Source organism: Rhizobacter koreensis (assembly GCF_013366375.1).
GTDB lineage: Bacteria > Pseudomonadota > Gammaproteobacteria > Burkholderiales > Burkholderiaceae_C > Schlegelella_A > Schlegelella_A koreensis.
Window position 1 is genome coordinate 607,550 of the sequence record NZ_JABWMJ010000001.1, and the last position, 12,767, is coordinate 620,316.

Annotated in this window: 10 protein-coding genes; 5 read left to right on the plus strand and 5 right to left on the minus strand. The window is 66.2% G+C overall.

All coding sequences use genetic code 11. The features are described 5' to 3' along the window. Window positions 1-15 precede the first annotated feature (15 nt). Together HQN59_RS02620 and HQN59_RS02625 are read left to right on the plus strand one after the other, a co-directional pair. Window positions 16-2,817, plus strand: coding sequence for an endo-1,4-beta-xylanase (locus HQN59_RS02620; RefSeq protein WP_176065747.1), 2,802 nt, complete (start codon window positions 16-18; stop codon window positions 2,815-2,817). Between the two features lie 416 nt (window positions 2,818-3,233). After that, window positions 3,234-4,214, plus strand: a complete 981-nt coding sequence (locus HQN59_RS02625; RefSeq protein ID WP_176065749.1) for an alpha/beta hydrolase — start codon at window positions 3,234-3,236, stop codon at window positions 4,212-4,214. 206 nt (window positions 4,215-4,420) lie between these two features. On the opposite strand, the gene HQN59_RS02630 is transcribed toward HQN59_RS02625, so the two are convergent. Continuing rightward, window positions 4,421-5,047 carry a DUF4197 domain-containing protein gene (locus HQN59_RS02630; RefSeq protein WP_176065751.1) on the minus strand — a complete coding sequence of 209 codons (627 nt, stop codon included), beginning with the start codon at window positions 5,045-5,047 and terminating at the stop codon, window positions 4,421-4,423. Between the two features lie 258 nt (window positions 5,048-5,305). Further along, complete coding sequence (locus HQN59_RS02635; protein WP_246294636.1) at window positions 5,306-6,256, minus strand: LysR family transcriptional regulator; 951 nt, start codon at window positions 6,254-6,256, stop codon at window positions 5,306-5,308. Between the two features lie 23 nt (window positions 6,257-6,279). Here HQN59_RS02635 and HQN59_RS02640 point away from each other — a divergent pair, with 23 nt between their 5' ends. From HQN59_RS02640 to HQN59_RS02650, 3 genes are all read left to right on the plus strand, one after another. Beyond that, entirely contained in the window at window positions 6,280-7,899 is a 1,620-nt protein-coding gene (locus HQN59_RS02640) for an FAD-dependent monooxygenase (protein ID WP_176065753.1), read from the plus strand. A 211-nt stretch (window positions 7,900-8,110) separates the two neighbouring features. Beyond that, complete coding sequence (locus tag HQN59_RS02645) at window positions 8,111-8,386, plus strand: hypothetical protein (RefSeq protein WP_176064843.1); 276 nt, start codon at window positions 8,111-8,113, stop codon at window positions 8,384-8,386. An 18-nt stretch (window positions 8,387-8,404) separates the two neighbouring features. Beyond that, on the plus strand, window positions 8,405-9,379 hold the full coding sequence (locus tag HQN59_RS02650; RefSeq protein WP_176065755.1) for a tripartite tricarboxylate transporter substrate binding protein: 975 nt from the start codon (window positions 8,405-8,407) through the stop codon (window positions 9,377-9,379). A gap of 1,021 nt (window positions 9,380-10,400) precedes the next feature. On the opposite strand, the gene HQN59_RS02655 is transcribed toward HQN59_RS02650, so the two are convergent. The 3 genes from HQN59_RS02655 to HQN59_RS02665 are packed head-to-tail and all read right to left on the minus strand — an operon-like array spanning window position 10,401 to window position 12,596. Further along, a complete protein-coding gene (locus tag HQN59_RS02655; RefSeq protein WP_176065757.1) occupies window positions 10,401-11,090 on the minus strand; it encodes a TMEM175 family protein in 690 nt (229 codons plus the stop codon). A gap of 31 nt (window positions 11,091-11,121) precedes the next feature. After that, window positions 11,122-11,961 (minus strand): aldo/keto reductase, encoded by an 840-nt coding sequence (locus tag HQN59_RS02660; protein WP_176065759.1) that lies wholly within the window; start codon window positions 11,959-11,961, stop codon window positions 11,122-11,124. A gap of 59 nt (window positions 11,962-12,020) precedes the next feature. After that, the gene (locus HQN59_RS02665) at window positions 12,021-12,596 is read right to left on the minus strand and encodes a type 1 glutamine amidotransferase domain-containing protein (RefSeq protein ID WP_176066286.1); all 576 of its coding nucleotides are present in this window, start codon (window positions 12,594-12,596) and stop codon (window positions 12,021-12,023) included. Between the last annotated feature and the right edge of the window lie 171 nt (window positions 12,597-12,767).

The window sequence follows — 12,767 nt, forward strand, 5'->3', positions numbered from 1 at the left end:
CCGATTCACAAAAGGATGAGACAAGTGTTCAAGAACTATCGATTCAAACCTCTCTTCGTCGCGTTGCCGACCGCATTGGCGGCGGCGAGCTTCGCGCTGGCGGCCGAGCGGCCGACCAATCCCGCCGAATGGCCGGGTATGAAAGATGTCTACAAAGACTTTTCCATGATCGGCGCCACCAATCTCAACGCGAACAACTTCGCTGCCAATGTCGTGCCGGGCGAGAATTCGGTCGCGGCGATGACGCTGAAGCATTTCAACAATGTGACGCCCGACAACGCGATGAAGCCCGACTCCCTCTGGAGCGGCGGCATCGGCAATACGGCCCCCTCGTTCCTGACCAACCTCACCACGGGCATCAACAACGATATACGCGCGGCCAACGCCCGCGGATTCAGGGTCACGGGACATACGCTGGTCTGGCACAACCAGTCCAGTGGGTGGCCGCAGGCCAATGTCCTGACGCCCAACGGCGGATGGGAAACGCCGTGGGACTTCGCGACGGCTCGGGCGAATCTCGAGTACTACATCCGGACGGTTGCCGGTCACTTCGACAAGGAGCCGCAAAAGGTCTACGCCTGGGACGTCGTCAACGAGGCGTTCAAGGACAACTTCGAGAACCCCGCGGACTGGCGCAATGCCCTGCGCACCGGCTACAGCCCGGAAGAGCGGCCCTCGCGCTGGGCGCAGGCCTACTCGAAGGGCGGCAAGAGCTGGGACTACATGTATGACGCGTTCTTCAACGCGCGTCAGAACACCACCGCGATCCTGAACTACAACGACTTCAACGACAACGAGCGCGACGCCAAGGCCGGCGCCGTCGCCGCGATGGTCAAGGAGTTCAACGAGCGCTACGCGGCCGAGTCGGCGGCGGGCCGTGGCCGCGTCCTGCTGGATGCCAAGGGCAATCCGCGGCCGCTGGTCGACGTGATCGGCACCCAGGGCCACTGGGACATGCGGCTCAACCTCGACGCCTTCGAGCGCGTGATCAGGACCTACCTCGCCACCGGCGTGAATGTCGACCTGACCGAACTGGATCTGGCCCCCGTCCTCGGTCTCGACAAGGGCCAGCGGATCCAGAACGGCCCCGAGATGAACGAGCTCTTCCTCGTGCAGGGGGTCCAGTACGCCAAGCTGTTCAACCTGATGCGCGAGTACGCCATGGGTCCTGGCGGCCGTCACCCCGAGTTCAAGGGTGGGGTTCACCGCGTCACGTGGTGGGGCATGACCGACCCCGGCTATCACACCAACGGCTACCCGTGGTCGGCGGTCGGCCAGCCCAAGGAGGCCTACTGGGCGGCGGTCAACCCGGGCCAGTACCTCATCGACGCCGGTCTGCCGCCCGAAGGCGTGACCGCGACGTTCCGCTACAACGGCGAGACGTTCACCGCCCGCACCTGGGGTGGCAAGAACGCGGCGGCGTCGTTCGACATCAACGTGCCGGCCACGACGAAGAACGTCAGCTTCAGCGCCGCGAACGTCAGCCTGCCGGCCGGCTTCGCGGTCGAGAGCATGAAGTTCAACCCGCCCGATTGCGCGGTGATCCCGGGCAAGCCGTGCCATGTGACGGTCACCGCGCGCGGTCCGGATCCGGCGCCTGCGTACAAGGCCGTCGGCGTGGAGAACACCGCCACCTACGTGCTGTCGTTCGGGCAGATGTCGGTGTCGTGGTTCGACGCGAGCAACTCGCTGGAAGCGCCGCTCTCGTATGCCGAGGTTCGTTTCAGCGACGGCGTGACCAACCTCAAGCAGTACAAGACGTACTACGCCGCCGATGGCCTGGCCCGTGCGACCGGTGCGAGCGAAACCAGGCCGGTGCCCAAGCATGGCCGCAGCACGCTCGTCCTCAAGCCAACCGACCTGATCGTCAACCCCCTCGGCCTGCGTCTCAACAAGGACGCGAGCACGGAGAAGGCCTGGCGCCTGACCAAGCGGATCGAGCCGAACCGCACCTACATGGTCGTGTCGGCGGATTCGGTGACCCAGCAGAACGGCGAGACCGTGGGCTACGCCCTGACCAACCGGAGCAAGCCGGCGACGAGTGCCTCGCCCGAGTCGCTGTCGCGTACGCCGGTGGTGCTGCGTGGCGACACGCTGCTGCCGCTGCGCAACTCGAACGCTCCCGCGAGCGAGCCGGCCTTCGGACAGGACAACCACAAGTTCGTCTTCGACGAGCAACGCAGCCCGGCCGCAGGTCCTTACGCCGCCCAGGAAGGCCACACGATGATCAGCTTCATCCACGGCACCAACGTGTACCCGCACACGCTGTTCCGCGGCAACGGAGCCACCGGCACGATCGTGAACGGCCAAAACTCGCTGATCACGCGGCAGACCAACGGCCAGGAGGGTACGCAGATCGCCGACCGTGCGCTGGATCAGGCGGTGTGGTTCAACACGCCGATCGACCAGAACACCGGCGCGCTGAAGATGTTCCTGTACACCGGCCGCGGCGCCACCAACCAGCATTACGTGCTGAAGGAAGTGACCGACGGCAACACGCCGAACCGTGACACGGGCAACGCGATCAGCCAGCGTCAGGCAGCCACCGGCGGGTTCGTGGCGGCGCAGGCTGCAGGCCCGCAGGAAGGCACCAACGTGAAGCTGTATGCGTACGACGCCGCGGCCTACGTGCCCGGTGACGCCAACGGTGACGCCGCGCTGTCGTGCGCCGACCTGTCGGCCGCGACCGCTTCGATGGGCCGCCGTGCGGGTCAGCCCGGCTTCCTGCCCGGCGCCGACCTCGACCAGAACGGCGTGGTCGACGTGCGCGACATCTCGGTCATCTCGCGTCTGCTTCCGGCAGGCACGCGCTGCTGATCGCGCTTTCATCCGTCCTGAGCCGCGCGAGCGCTCGGGACGGCTGAGACCGGCCGGGGTCGACCGGTCTTGAACGCCCGATGCTGTGCATCGGGCGTTTTTCGTTTGTGGCGCCGGGAATGGGCGGGGTCGATCGGGTGCGGCGCCGCGTCATCGATCGCGTGCGACACGCCGGCAGCACAAGGTGTATGGTCGCGCTGACCGGCAATGCATACACAGGCGCCACTCAGAGCGGTCGATGCTGTGCCGGTGCATTCACGGACGCCCTTAACCGAGGAGACAACATGCGTCGACTTTCACTGCTCGCCACCATTTCGTCCGCGGTCCTCGCCGGCTGCGGCGGGGGCTCATCGGACTCAGACGACTTGCAGAGATCGGAGCACAGCGTTCCGGTCACCTCGACTGCGCCTTCGATGATGGGACAGACTGCCCAGCTCTACGTGCGCGAGATCAGGCCGGAGAACAGCTCCGCGACCCCGCCGGCCGTCGTGTTCGTTCACGGATCGGGAACCCCGGCCGAGGTCTCGTTCGACTCCAGGATGGACGACTACAGCTGGATGCGCGAAGTGGCGCGCGCCGGCTTCGACGTGTTCTCCGTCAGCATGACCGGCTACGGCGGCTCGACGCGGCCGGCGCCGATGAGCAACCCCTGCAACATCGCGCGGGCACAGCAGGCGGGCTACGTGCCGGCACCGTGCGAGCCGACGTACCGCTCGCCGCTCACCACCATGACGTCGGACTGGAACGACGTCGGCGCGGTGGTCGACTACGTGCGGCGCCTGCGCGGCGTCGATCGCGTCTCGCTCGTGGCCTGGTCGCAGGGCGGGCCGCGCGTCACCGGCTACGCGAACTTGCAGCCGACGAAGGTCAATCGCATCGTCGTGCTGGCTCCCGCCTACAGCCGCACCGGCGCCACCGCCGAGCCCAATCCGCTGCCCACGCTCAACGACGGCGTGATGTCGGTGCAGTCGCGCAAGGACTTCATCGCCAACTGGGACCGCCAGGTCGGCTGCCCCAACCAGTACGACCCGGCTGCAGCGACGAAGATCTTCGACGAGATGCTCGAGTCCGATCCGGTCGGCGCCAAGTGGGGTGAAGGCGCGCGGCGCGCGCCGAACGTTCCGACCTGGGGCTTCAACCAGGTCACCGTCTCGGCGTTCAAGGTGCCTTATCTGATGATCACCGGCGAGCACGACGTGCAGGTGCCCCCGGCACGCGTTCGCGAGCTGTTCCAGGACCTCGGCAGCGAGAACAAGGTCCTCGTCGATCTGGCGTGCTCGTCGCACAACGCGATGTGGGAGAAGAACCGCGCGTACGTGTACGACGCCACCATCCAGTTCCTGCGTGACGGCAAGGTGAACGGGGTGAGCAACGGCGTCGTGCGGCTGGCGTACTGACCCGGCGCGGGTGACGGGCTCCCGCAGGTGTGCGGGGCTCGTCGTTCATGCCGTCGAACGCGCGCGGTGCTCGGGTGGGAACGAGTCGCGATTCGGAGGGCTGCTGACCGTTTGCGGCTCTCGCGAAGGCCAGGGATCGCCGCCGATCAAGGCGCGCGTTGGTGACTCTTGCCCTCCGGTGACACATCCGCTTGTAGATGCGTTGGTCAGCCGCCGAGCCCCTTCAGGATGGCCTTTCCTGTCCCGAGCGGATTGCCGCGCGCCTTCTCCTCCTCGCGGCCCATGTACGTAAAAATGCCGTCCGACGTTTTCTGGCTCACGTAGTCGGTGATCTTCTTCTCGTCGTAGCCGACCGACGACAGCGTCTGCGTCTGCTTGAAGACGCCCGATTTCTCGAGCGCGGAGTGCACCAGCGGCGTGAGCTTCCTGATGATGTCGCCGCTCGACGACTTCTTCAGGTACTCGGTCGCCGCGGTCTTGCCGCCGGTCGCGATCTGGCCCAGGTCCTGCAGCGACATCTTGTCGATCGCGGAGCGGAAGATCGGCTTCGCTTCGGCAGCGGCCTGCTCGGCCGCACGGTTGAGGCTGGCCGAGATGTCGTTCGTGAGGCCGGCCTTGTCGGTCAGCTTCATCAGGCCACCGAGGTTCTTGCCGACGCCCGGCATCGCGATGCGGATGGCAGCGTCGGCCGAGAACGCGCCGGGCTTCGAGAGCTTGTCGAGGGCGCTGTCCGACGCCTTGTCCAGCAGGCCCTTGACCGCGTCCTGCGCGTGACCAGGTGCGGCGAACGCACAAGCGACGACTGCGACGGAGACAACGTGACGGAGGGACATGGCACACCTCTGGAAGAAACGCGGTGAGGCGCGCAGCCTAGCAGCGATCGACGATGCGATCGCTGCGCGCGATCGACGGGATCGACGGACACTCGCTTCCGGAGAGGATCGAAGCGTGGCGGCGCTGCGCCACGCCAAGGTACTGATCCGACCGGCAGCTTCGCAGCAATCCGTTCAGGACCGCGAAGGTCACTGGCTCGCCACCAGGCGCGCATGGTCGCCGACCGTTCCTAAATGCGCTTGGCAATCGGCACCGCATCAGCCGGCCAATCTTCCCGCCGCCTCCCTCAGGTATCCAGCGAAGTCGAGTGCGGCCGGCATGAGCTGAGTTCCGCGGCGCGAAATCAGGAAAAGGTCGAGGTGCACCACAGGCTCGCGCAACATCGACATGCAGAGTCCCTGTCGCAGGCATTCGCGCAGCGCGAAGGACGGCAAGACGGCGTGACCGTGCCCGGCGCGTACCATGCTCATGATCGTGCCGATCAGGTTGAGCTCCCGGCGCTCCTCGTACCCACGGCCGATGCCAGCCAGGTGCTTTTCGATAAGTGCCTGAATCGGGTTGTCGGGCGGGAGGCTGACGAGCGGCAGGCTCGCCAGGCTGCGCCAGGGCTGGCTGGCGCCAAGCCCGAGCACGCCGTGCCCGGGCGGGCTCACGCGCATGAGGCGGAACTTGCACAGCGGCTCCCGGTTCAGCCCTACCGCCGGCTTGACGAAGAATCCCAGCCCGATGTCTGCCTGGCCTTCCAGCACGCGGCTGCGGACGACGCTCACGTCCACGTCCGCAAGGTGGACGCGAACCTGCGGATGACTTCGGGTGAATGCGCCGACGACGTCGGGTAGCAGGCTGGCCGACACCATCGGCGTCGCGGCGACGTCCAGGCGCGAGCGCACGGCGTCCTGAGTGCCGCCGATCACGTCGCCGACGTTGCGCAGCTCCGAGAGGATGCGCTCCGCCACCGGTTGAAGACGCCGGCCGGCGTCGGTGGGCGTCACCGAGCGTGTCGTGCGTTCGAACAGCCGAGCACCGACCTGGTCCTCGAGTTCCTTCACCAGCATGCTGATGCCAGACGGGGACATGGGGATCTGCTCCGCCGCCTTTGTGAAGCTCTGCAGGCGTGTGATCTCCACGAACGCCAGCAGCTGGCGGCTGGTCACATTGATCAATCTCCGTGACGAGTTCATCAGGAACTGCTGGTTGATTCGAATCAAGGGCCGAACTCTAATTCTGCGCAATGAGTACCGAAAGAACTGAAGTTTCCCTCTCGGCCGTCGAGGTGGTCATCGTCGGCGGCGGACCCGTCGGCATGGGGCTGGCGGTCGAGCTGGGACAACGCGGGATTCGTTGCGTGATCGTGGAGCGGTATGTCAAGCCGCAGCCAATCCCCAAGGGACAGAACCTCACGCAGCGTACGCTCGAGCACTTCCACTTCTGGGGGGCGGAGCAGCGGCTGCGCGCGGCGCGCACGATCCCGCGCGAGTACGGCATCGGCGGGCTGACCGCATACGGCACGCTGCTGGGACCCTACTCGTACGACTGGCTGCAGCGCGACCTGGTACAGCCCTACTACTTCACCGAGAACGAAAGGCTGCCGCAGTACGCGACGGAGGCCGTGCTGCGCGAGCGAGTGAGCGAACTGCCATCGGTGCAGGCGCTCTACGGCTTCGACGCCGACAGCGTGGTGCAGGACACCGAGGGTGCTGACGTGACCGTGGTGGACCGCACCAGCGGCGTACGGAGCACGTTGCGCGCACAGTACGTCGTCGGCTGCGACGGCAGCCGCTCCCGCGTGCGTGAGGCGGCTGGCCTGCCGCAGACACGTACCGACCACGACCGGCTGATGGTGTTGCTGGTGTTCCGCTCGCGTGAGCTGCACACGCTGCTGGAGTGCTTTCCAGGCAAGTCCTACTACAACGTCTTGCATCCTGAACTGAAAGGCTACTGGAAATTCCTCGGCCGCGTGGACCTGGGCAGCACATGGTTCTTCCATGCTCCGGTTCCGGTTGGCACCACGGCGGACAACTACGACTTCCGCGCCTACCTGCAGGAGGCCGTGGGGGCCAGCTTCGACATCGAGTTCGAGCACATCGGCTTTTGGGACCTGCGCTTCATGCTGGCGGACCGCTACCGGGCGGGACGCATCTTCATCGCCGGCGACGCCGCGCATAGCCACCCGCCGTACGGCGGATATGGCGTGAACTCCGGGCTGGAGGATGCCCGCAACCTCGGCTGGAAGCTTGCTGCCACCCTTCAAGGCTGGGGTGGTGCAAAGCTGCTCGATTCCTATGAAGCGGAGCGGCGCCCTGTGTTCGCGTCGACGATGCACGATTTCATCGCCAAGGCCATCGATACCGATCGTGTGTTCCTGGACACCTACAGCCCCGAGCATGATCGCGAGGCCTTCCAGGAGGCTTGGCGCGCCCGCGCCGCAGGCGCCGTGGGTGAGGTGCAATCCTTCGAGCCGCATTACGAAGGCTCGCCGGTGGTCTGGCCCGGCGCTGGCACCGACGGACAGTGCAGTGCGGTCGGCACTCACAGGTTCGATGCCCGGCCCGGCCATCACCTCGCGCCCGCCTCCTTGACCTCCGGCCGAAACGTTTTCGAGGAGCTCGGCACGGGCTATACGCTGCTCGCGCTCGGCGCCACCCCCGAGGCGGTGCATGCGTTCGAGCAGGCCGCTGCCGAACTGACGCTTCCCCTGCGGGTCGTCACCGAGACGCAGCCACGTGAGACCGCCCGCTATGCCTCCCGTCTGATCCTGATAAGGCCGGACCAGTTCGTCACATGGGCAAGCGGTGATGCATCGCTCCGCCCCGGGCAGGAGCGAGAAGTCCTCTTGCTGGCAAGGGGCTGACGGTCGAAGCCCCCAGCAAGTACATCAAGAACGCAAGGAGACAACCATGTTCAGGCCATACCGAAGGCTGGCCCCCGCCTTCACCGCATCGCTGTTGGCCGCGTGCGGCGGCGGAGGCGGCGATGCTGACGATGCGCCCGTGACTCCGCCCGTCGCTGCCGCCCAGCACAACGTTCCTTGCGCGGACCTGCCCACTGCATTGAAGTCCTCCATGCGGGACCTGCAGCTCACGAGCGCGCTCCAGGTTGCAGCGACCGCCACGGTGCCAGCGTACTGCGACGTGCGCGGCACCATCAAGGGCAACGTCAACTTCGCCGTATATCTGCCGAGGGAATGGAACGGTCGGTTCCAGATGGTCGGCAACGGCGGCAAGACCGTCTCCGGCGTCACCAGCACGCGGCCGCACTGCCCGTATCCAACGGAAGCGGTCTACAACGGCGGGGGTGACGTCAACGCTGCCGCGAGCTACACCTGCCGCGTTCCCTGACCATCTCACGACCAGACAATGCAAACATCTTCTTTGATTTCGCGGCGGGCCCTCCTCGCCATAGCGGCTGCGGGGGCGCTTCCCGGCGCGCGGGCGCAGGGCTCCGACGGTCCTATCCGGCTGGTCGTGCCGTTCACCCCAGGCACGGGGATCGATCTCATCGCACGCCAGATCGGCCCGCAATTGTCCCGACGCCTTGGCCGCCCCGTTGTGGTTGACAACAAGGCTGGAGCTTCGGGCAACATCGGCACGCAGGAGGTCGTACGCGCCGCGCCGGATGGCTCCACACTGCTCGTCACCGTGAACACCATGGTGATGAATCGGGCGCTGTACCCCAACGCGGGATTCGACCCGGTCAAGGAGCTCGATCCCGTGACCCTGACCAGCTGGGGCCAGTTGCTGCTGGTAGCGAGCACGAAGTCGGGTATCACGTCGGCGCGTGACCTGGTCAACCGCGCCAAGGCGAAGCCGGGCGCTCTGAACTATGGCTCACCAGGAGCAGGCACCCCGCACCACCTGGCGATGGAACTGGTGAAGAACCAGACCGGAACCTTCATCACCCATGTGCCGTATCGAGGTACGGCCCCCGCCGTCACGGACCTGCTGGGCGGCACCATTGACGTGATGTTCCTGCCCATCCATGTGGCACTGCAGCACGTGAAGGCAGGCAGCCTGCGCGCCCTCGGCATCAGCTCGGACAAGCCGCACCCGCTGCTGATGGACGTGCCGCCACTGAAGACGCTCAAGCTGGGCGATCTCGAGGTGGAGATGTGGTACGGCGTGCTGGCGCCCAAAGGAACGCCGAGGGCCTTCGTGGATCGCCTGAATGCACAGCTGAAGGAAATCCTGGCGCTGCCGGAAGTGCGTGCGGCGTTCGAAACGCAAGGCATGGTTCCCGCCCACAGCACGCCAGAGGAGTTCGGCGCTCTCATCCGGAAGGACGCAGACCGGTGGTCGCAGTTGATCCAGAAGCAAAAGATTACCGCTGAATAGGGCCGCTCACTGCTGCCGACCACATGGGTCCAATCCGCGGGATCACGGAAGTGTTCCCCTAGGGCGTGCAGCAGCCTAGCGACGAACGCGGTTCCTAAACGGCCCTTCTTGCGGACCACGCGCGATCGATCAGCACCGAGGCTCGGCGAGTGTTCGCATCGCGTCATGATGCAGGCGCCACGAACGCGGCCTCTGCACGGCAGACGCGTGCCGACGCCCTCAGCGCCCGGATGCAGATCGGGCGGGCGCTTGCCGCCTCGCCAGAGCCGCGAAACCTCGAACTGGCTGCGTCAATTGAGCGGCTCGTAGGGGAGACGCAGATGCGGCTCAGGAGGGAGCAGGCAGGGCCCGCACGGCAGACCTACGGCGTTGACCGCGCTGAAGCGAGGCCAGCGCGAGACGTCCCTCTCGATCGAGGCAAGCGATGAAGAGCGCGTTGGGTGCAGAAGCGTGAGGGCGTGCTGACGGCAACAGAGCTGGGCAGGTGACACCTGGCAATCTGCCTTGAAGCTGCCGTTCGCTACCGTCCCTTTCGGCCACGAGCCGACCTTCGCCAACGTCAGCTCTCGCGCAAGCCAGACGCGGCTTAACCCTGATCGCGCAACTTCAAATATCTCCGCGCCGGCCAACGCGATCGCCGGCCATTGGAGGCATCACCCCCACGTCTGCGCAATCGTCGTAACGCTTCGGAAGTGGCGCGGAGTCAACCCCGTCCCGGGCGCAGGGGACGCGCTTAGACACATACCTGGGGTCGCGCAAGGCTCGTGCCCGCCGCGCTGTCGGTTCGGGATGTCCGGGCTCGAATTGCTCGGGATCCTTCAGCAGCGCAACTCGGCTCGATTGCATCCCAGGCAATCACGAGCGTCCACGACGAATGTGGTTCGTTCGAGCATTCGTGGGAGTTTGGGTGCGGTTGCGACGCCGGCTCGAAGCTACGTCGTCCTGGCGTGGCACGTGTACGAACCTAAGCGGCCAGCACTCCTCGTCAAGAGGTGGAGGCTTTGGGTAGGCCTCGCAACACCTAGTCGTTGGATGTCTCTTCCGCACTCGGCTCCTTTCCCGGCGTGTAGCGCGGCCTCGGCTGCGGCACCAGGAAGAAGGCGACGCACGCCAATGCGATGGCGACACCCACGCGCGGCGCGACGACGGCGACCGGAACCGCGGTGATCTGGATCACCGTCGAGGCGCCGTAGCGGCGCGTCATCTGCGTGAGGAAATCGGGCGCGAGCCGTTCGTCCATCACTCGCCGGCCCCCCGACAATCCGTAGAACCACTTGAACATCCAGGTGCAGGCGGTCAGAGCGAGGCCGGCGACCAGGGTCACCGATGCCGGGTCCTCGAAGCCCGTGCCGAAGTGGAAGCACCAGACGCGGATCGGATACGGCATGACCACGATGGCCAACAGGAAGACGAGGTTGAGGGCGCTGAACCCGTGATCGCTCCTGTCATAGATGCGACCCGAGTAGTGGTGCTGCAGCCAGTAGGCCCCGATCACGAGATAGCACAGCACCAGCGCGAGATGTTCGCGCCACTGTTCTGCCATGGCATTCGCCAGATCGGTATAGCCCTTCGGACCTTCCGGTGAACCCGGAACCTTGATCTCCACGATCAGCAGGGTCAGCGCGATGGCGAAGACCGCGTCGCTGAACCCCTCGAAGCGGCTGAGCCCGCGCTCGGCACCTTTTGTCTTTGAGTCAGGAGGTCGAGCCATCCATTGTTCCTTCAGAACGTCTGCTCATGGGCTACAGCATGGGAAGCCGGGCCGGCCACTGGCCCAGCGGGAACGCTCCGTCGATGCGGGCGAGTTCGGCTTCCGTAAGCCGCAGGGCGCCGGCGCCCGCGTTGTCGGCGGCGTGCTCCGGGCTGGACGCCTTGGGGATCGCGAACAAGGACGGCCTCCGTACCAGAAATTGGAGCGCCACCTGACGCGCCGTCGCACCGTGCCTTGCCGCGATGTCCTCCAGGACGCGGCCTCCCGGCGTACGCGGGCCCGGGAAGCTGCCATGGCCGAATGGGCTGTAGGCGACCACCGCGACGCCGCGTGCTTCGCACCACGGCAGTACGGCGTGCTCGATCGCGCGCTCTTCCAAGTGGTAGAGGACCTGATTGCAGGCGAGACGGCCTTCGCCCCCGGCGCTCCAGGCCAGCTCCAGCTCGGGCACGTCGAAATTGCTCACGCCCCACGACAGGATCTTGCCGTCGCGCCGGAGTCGCTCGAAGCCCTCGAACGTGTCGTCGAGCGGGTGCGAACCGGGCCAGTGCAGGAGGTAGCAGTCCAGCCTATCGGTCCGCAGGCGCGCGAGCGAGCGCTCGCACGCCGCCATGGTCCCGGCACGCGAGGCGTTGCCGGGGAGAACCTTGGAAACCAGGAAAACCTCGTCGCGCCGACCGGTGATGGCTTCGCCGACCACGACCTCGGCGTCGCCGTACATCTCGGCGGTGTCGATGTGGGTCATGCCGAGATCGAGGCCGCGGCGCAGGGCAGCGACCGCCGTCGGCCGATGCGCGTCGTCGATGTACCAAGTTCCCTGGCCGATCACTGCAACCTCGCGCGGCGCCGTACCAAATGGGCGCCGCTGCATGCTGTTCGGTCCTGCGGCAGAAGGCGCATGCTGCGCAGCGCCGGCTGCTGCTGCTGGTCTCACTCCGCCGCTCCTCGCCGCGATGGCCCGGTTGGAGTCGCGAATAGCTTGATGACCTCCCGGTTGAAGGCCGGGATGTCGTCGGGCTTGCGACTCGTGACCAAGCCCTGATCGACCACGACCTCCCGATCCACCCACTCCGCCCCGGCGTTCTCGAGGTCGCTCTTCAGCGATGGCCAGGAAGTCAGTCGCCGTCCGCGTGCGGCACCCGCCTCGACGAGAGTCCAGGGGCCGTGGCAGATCGATGCCACGGGCTTGCCGGCGTCGAAGAAAGCCTTCGCGAACGCGACCGCCTGGGGCAGCATCCGGAGCTTGTCGGGATTGATGACGCCGCCCGGAAGGAGGAGCGCGTCGAAGTCCTCGGTGCGCGCGCCGTCGAGAGGCATGTCGACCGTAAATGTCTCGCCCCAATTCGTGAGATTCCAGGCCCTCACCTGGCCATCCTTGGGCGACACGATCCGGGTCTCGGCGCCTGCCTCGTCGAGCGCCTTGCGCGGCTCGGTCATCTCGACCTGCTCGAAGCCGTCCGTCACCAGGATCGCGACCTTCAGGCCGTCGAGAGTCTCGTTCGCCATTCTTTTCTTCTCCTCTGACAAGCCGTCGCTTCAAGTTCTGCCTTGTCAATCCCCAACGCCTCAACCAACCGACCGTCTGCCCCCGGCCTGCCGGCGTCCGGACGGCGACGCGGACATGCCGTCCACGCGAGCTTCCGCTTCGCGCAACCCCGTGCGGAGCCACGCGGCCGC

Excerpts from the sequence above, each read along its gene's own strand:
- HQN59_RS02650 (WP_176065755.1), top strand. The coding sequence starts at position 8,405 with ATGCAAACATCTTCTTTGATTTCGCGGCGGGCCCTCCTCGCCATAGCG.
- HQN59_RS02630 (WP_176065751.1), bottom strand. The coding sequence starts at position 5,047 with ATGTCCCTCCGTCACGTTGTCTCCGTCGCAGTCGTCGCTTGTGCGTTC.
- HQN59_RS02660 (WP_176065759.1), bottom strand. The coding sequence starts at position 11,961 with ATGCAGCGGCGCCCATTTGGTACGGCGCCGCGCGAGGTTGCAGTGATC.
- HQN59_RS02655 (WP_176065757.1), bottom strand. The coding sequence starts at position 11,090 with ATGGCTCGACCTCCTGACTCAAAGACAAAAGGTGCCGAGCGCGGGCTC.
- HQN59_RS02640 (WP_176065753.1), top strand. The coding sequence starts at position 6,280 with ATGAGTACCGAAAGAACTGAAGTTTCCCTCTCGGCCGTCGAGGTGGTC.
- HQN59_RS02645 (WP_176064843.1), top strand. The coding sequence starts at position 8,111 with ATGCGGGACCTGCAGCTCACGAGCGCGCTCCAGGTTGCAGCGACCGCC.
- HQN59_RS02665 (WP_176066286.1), bottom strand. The coding sequence starts at position 12,596 with ATGGCGAACGAGACTCTCGACGGCCTGAAGGTCGCGATCCTGGTGACG.
- HQN59_RS02620 (WP_176065747.1), top strand. The coding sequence starts at position 16 with ATGAGACAAGTGTTCAAGAACTATCGATTCAAACCTCTCTTCGTCGCG.
- HQN59_RS02625 (WP_176065749.1), top strand. The coding sequence starts at position 3,234 with ATGGGACAGACTGCCCAGCTCTACGTGCGCGAGATCAGGCCGGAGAAC.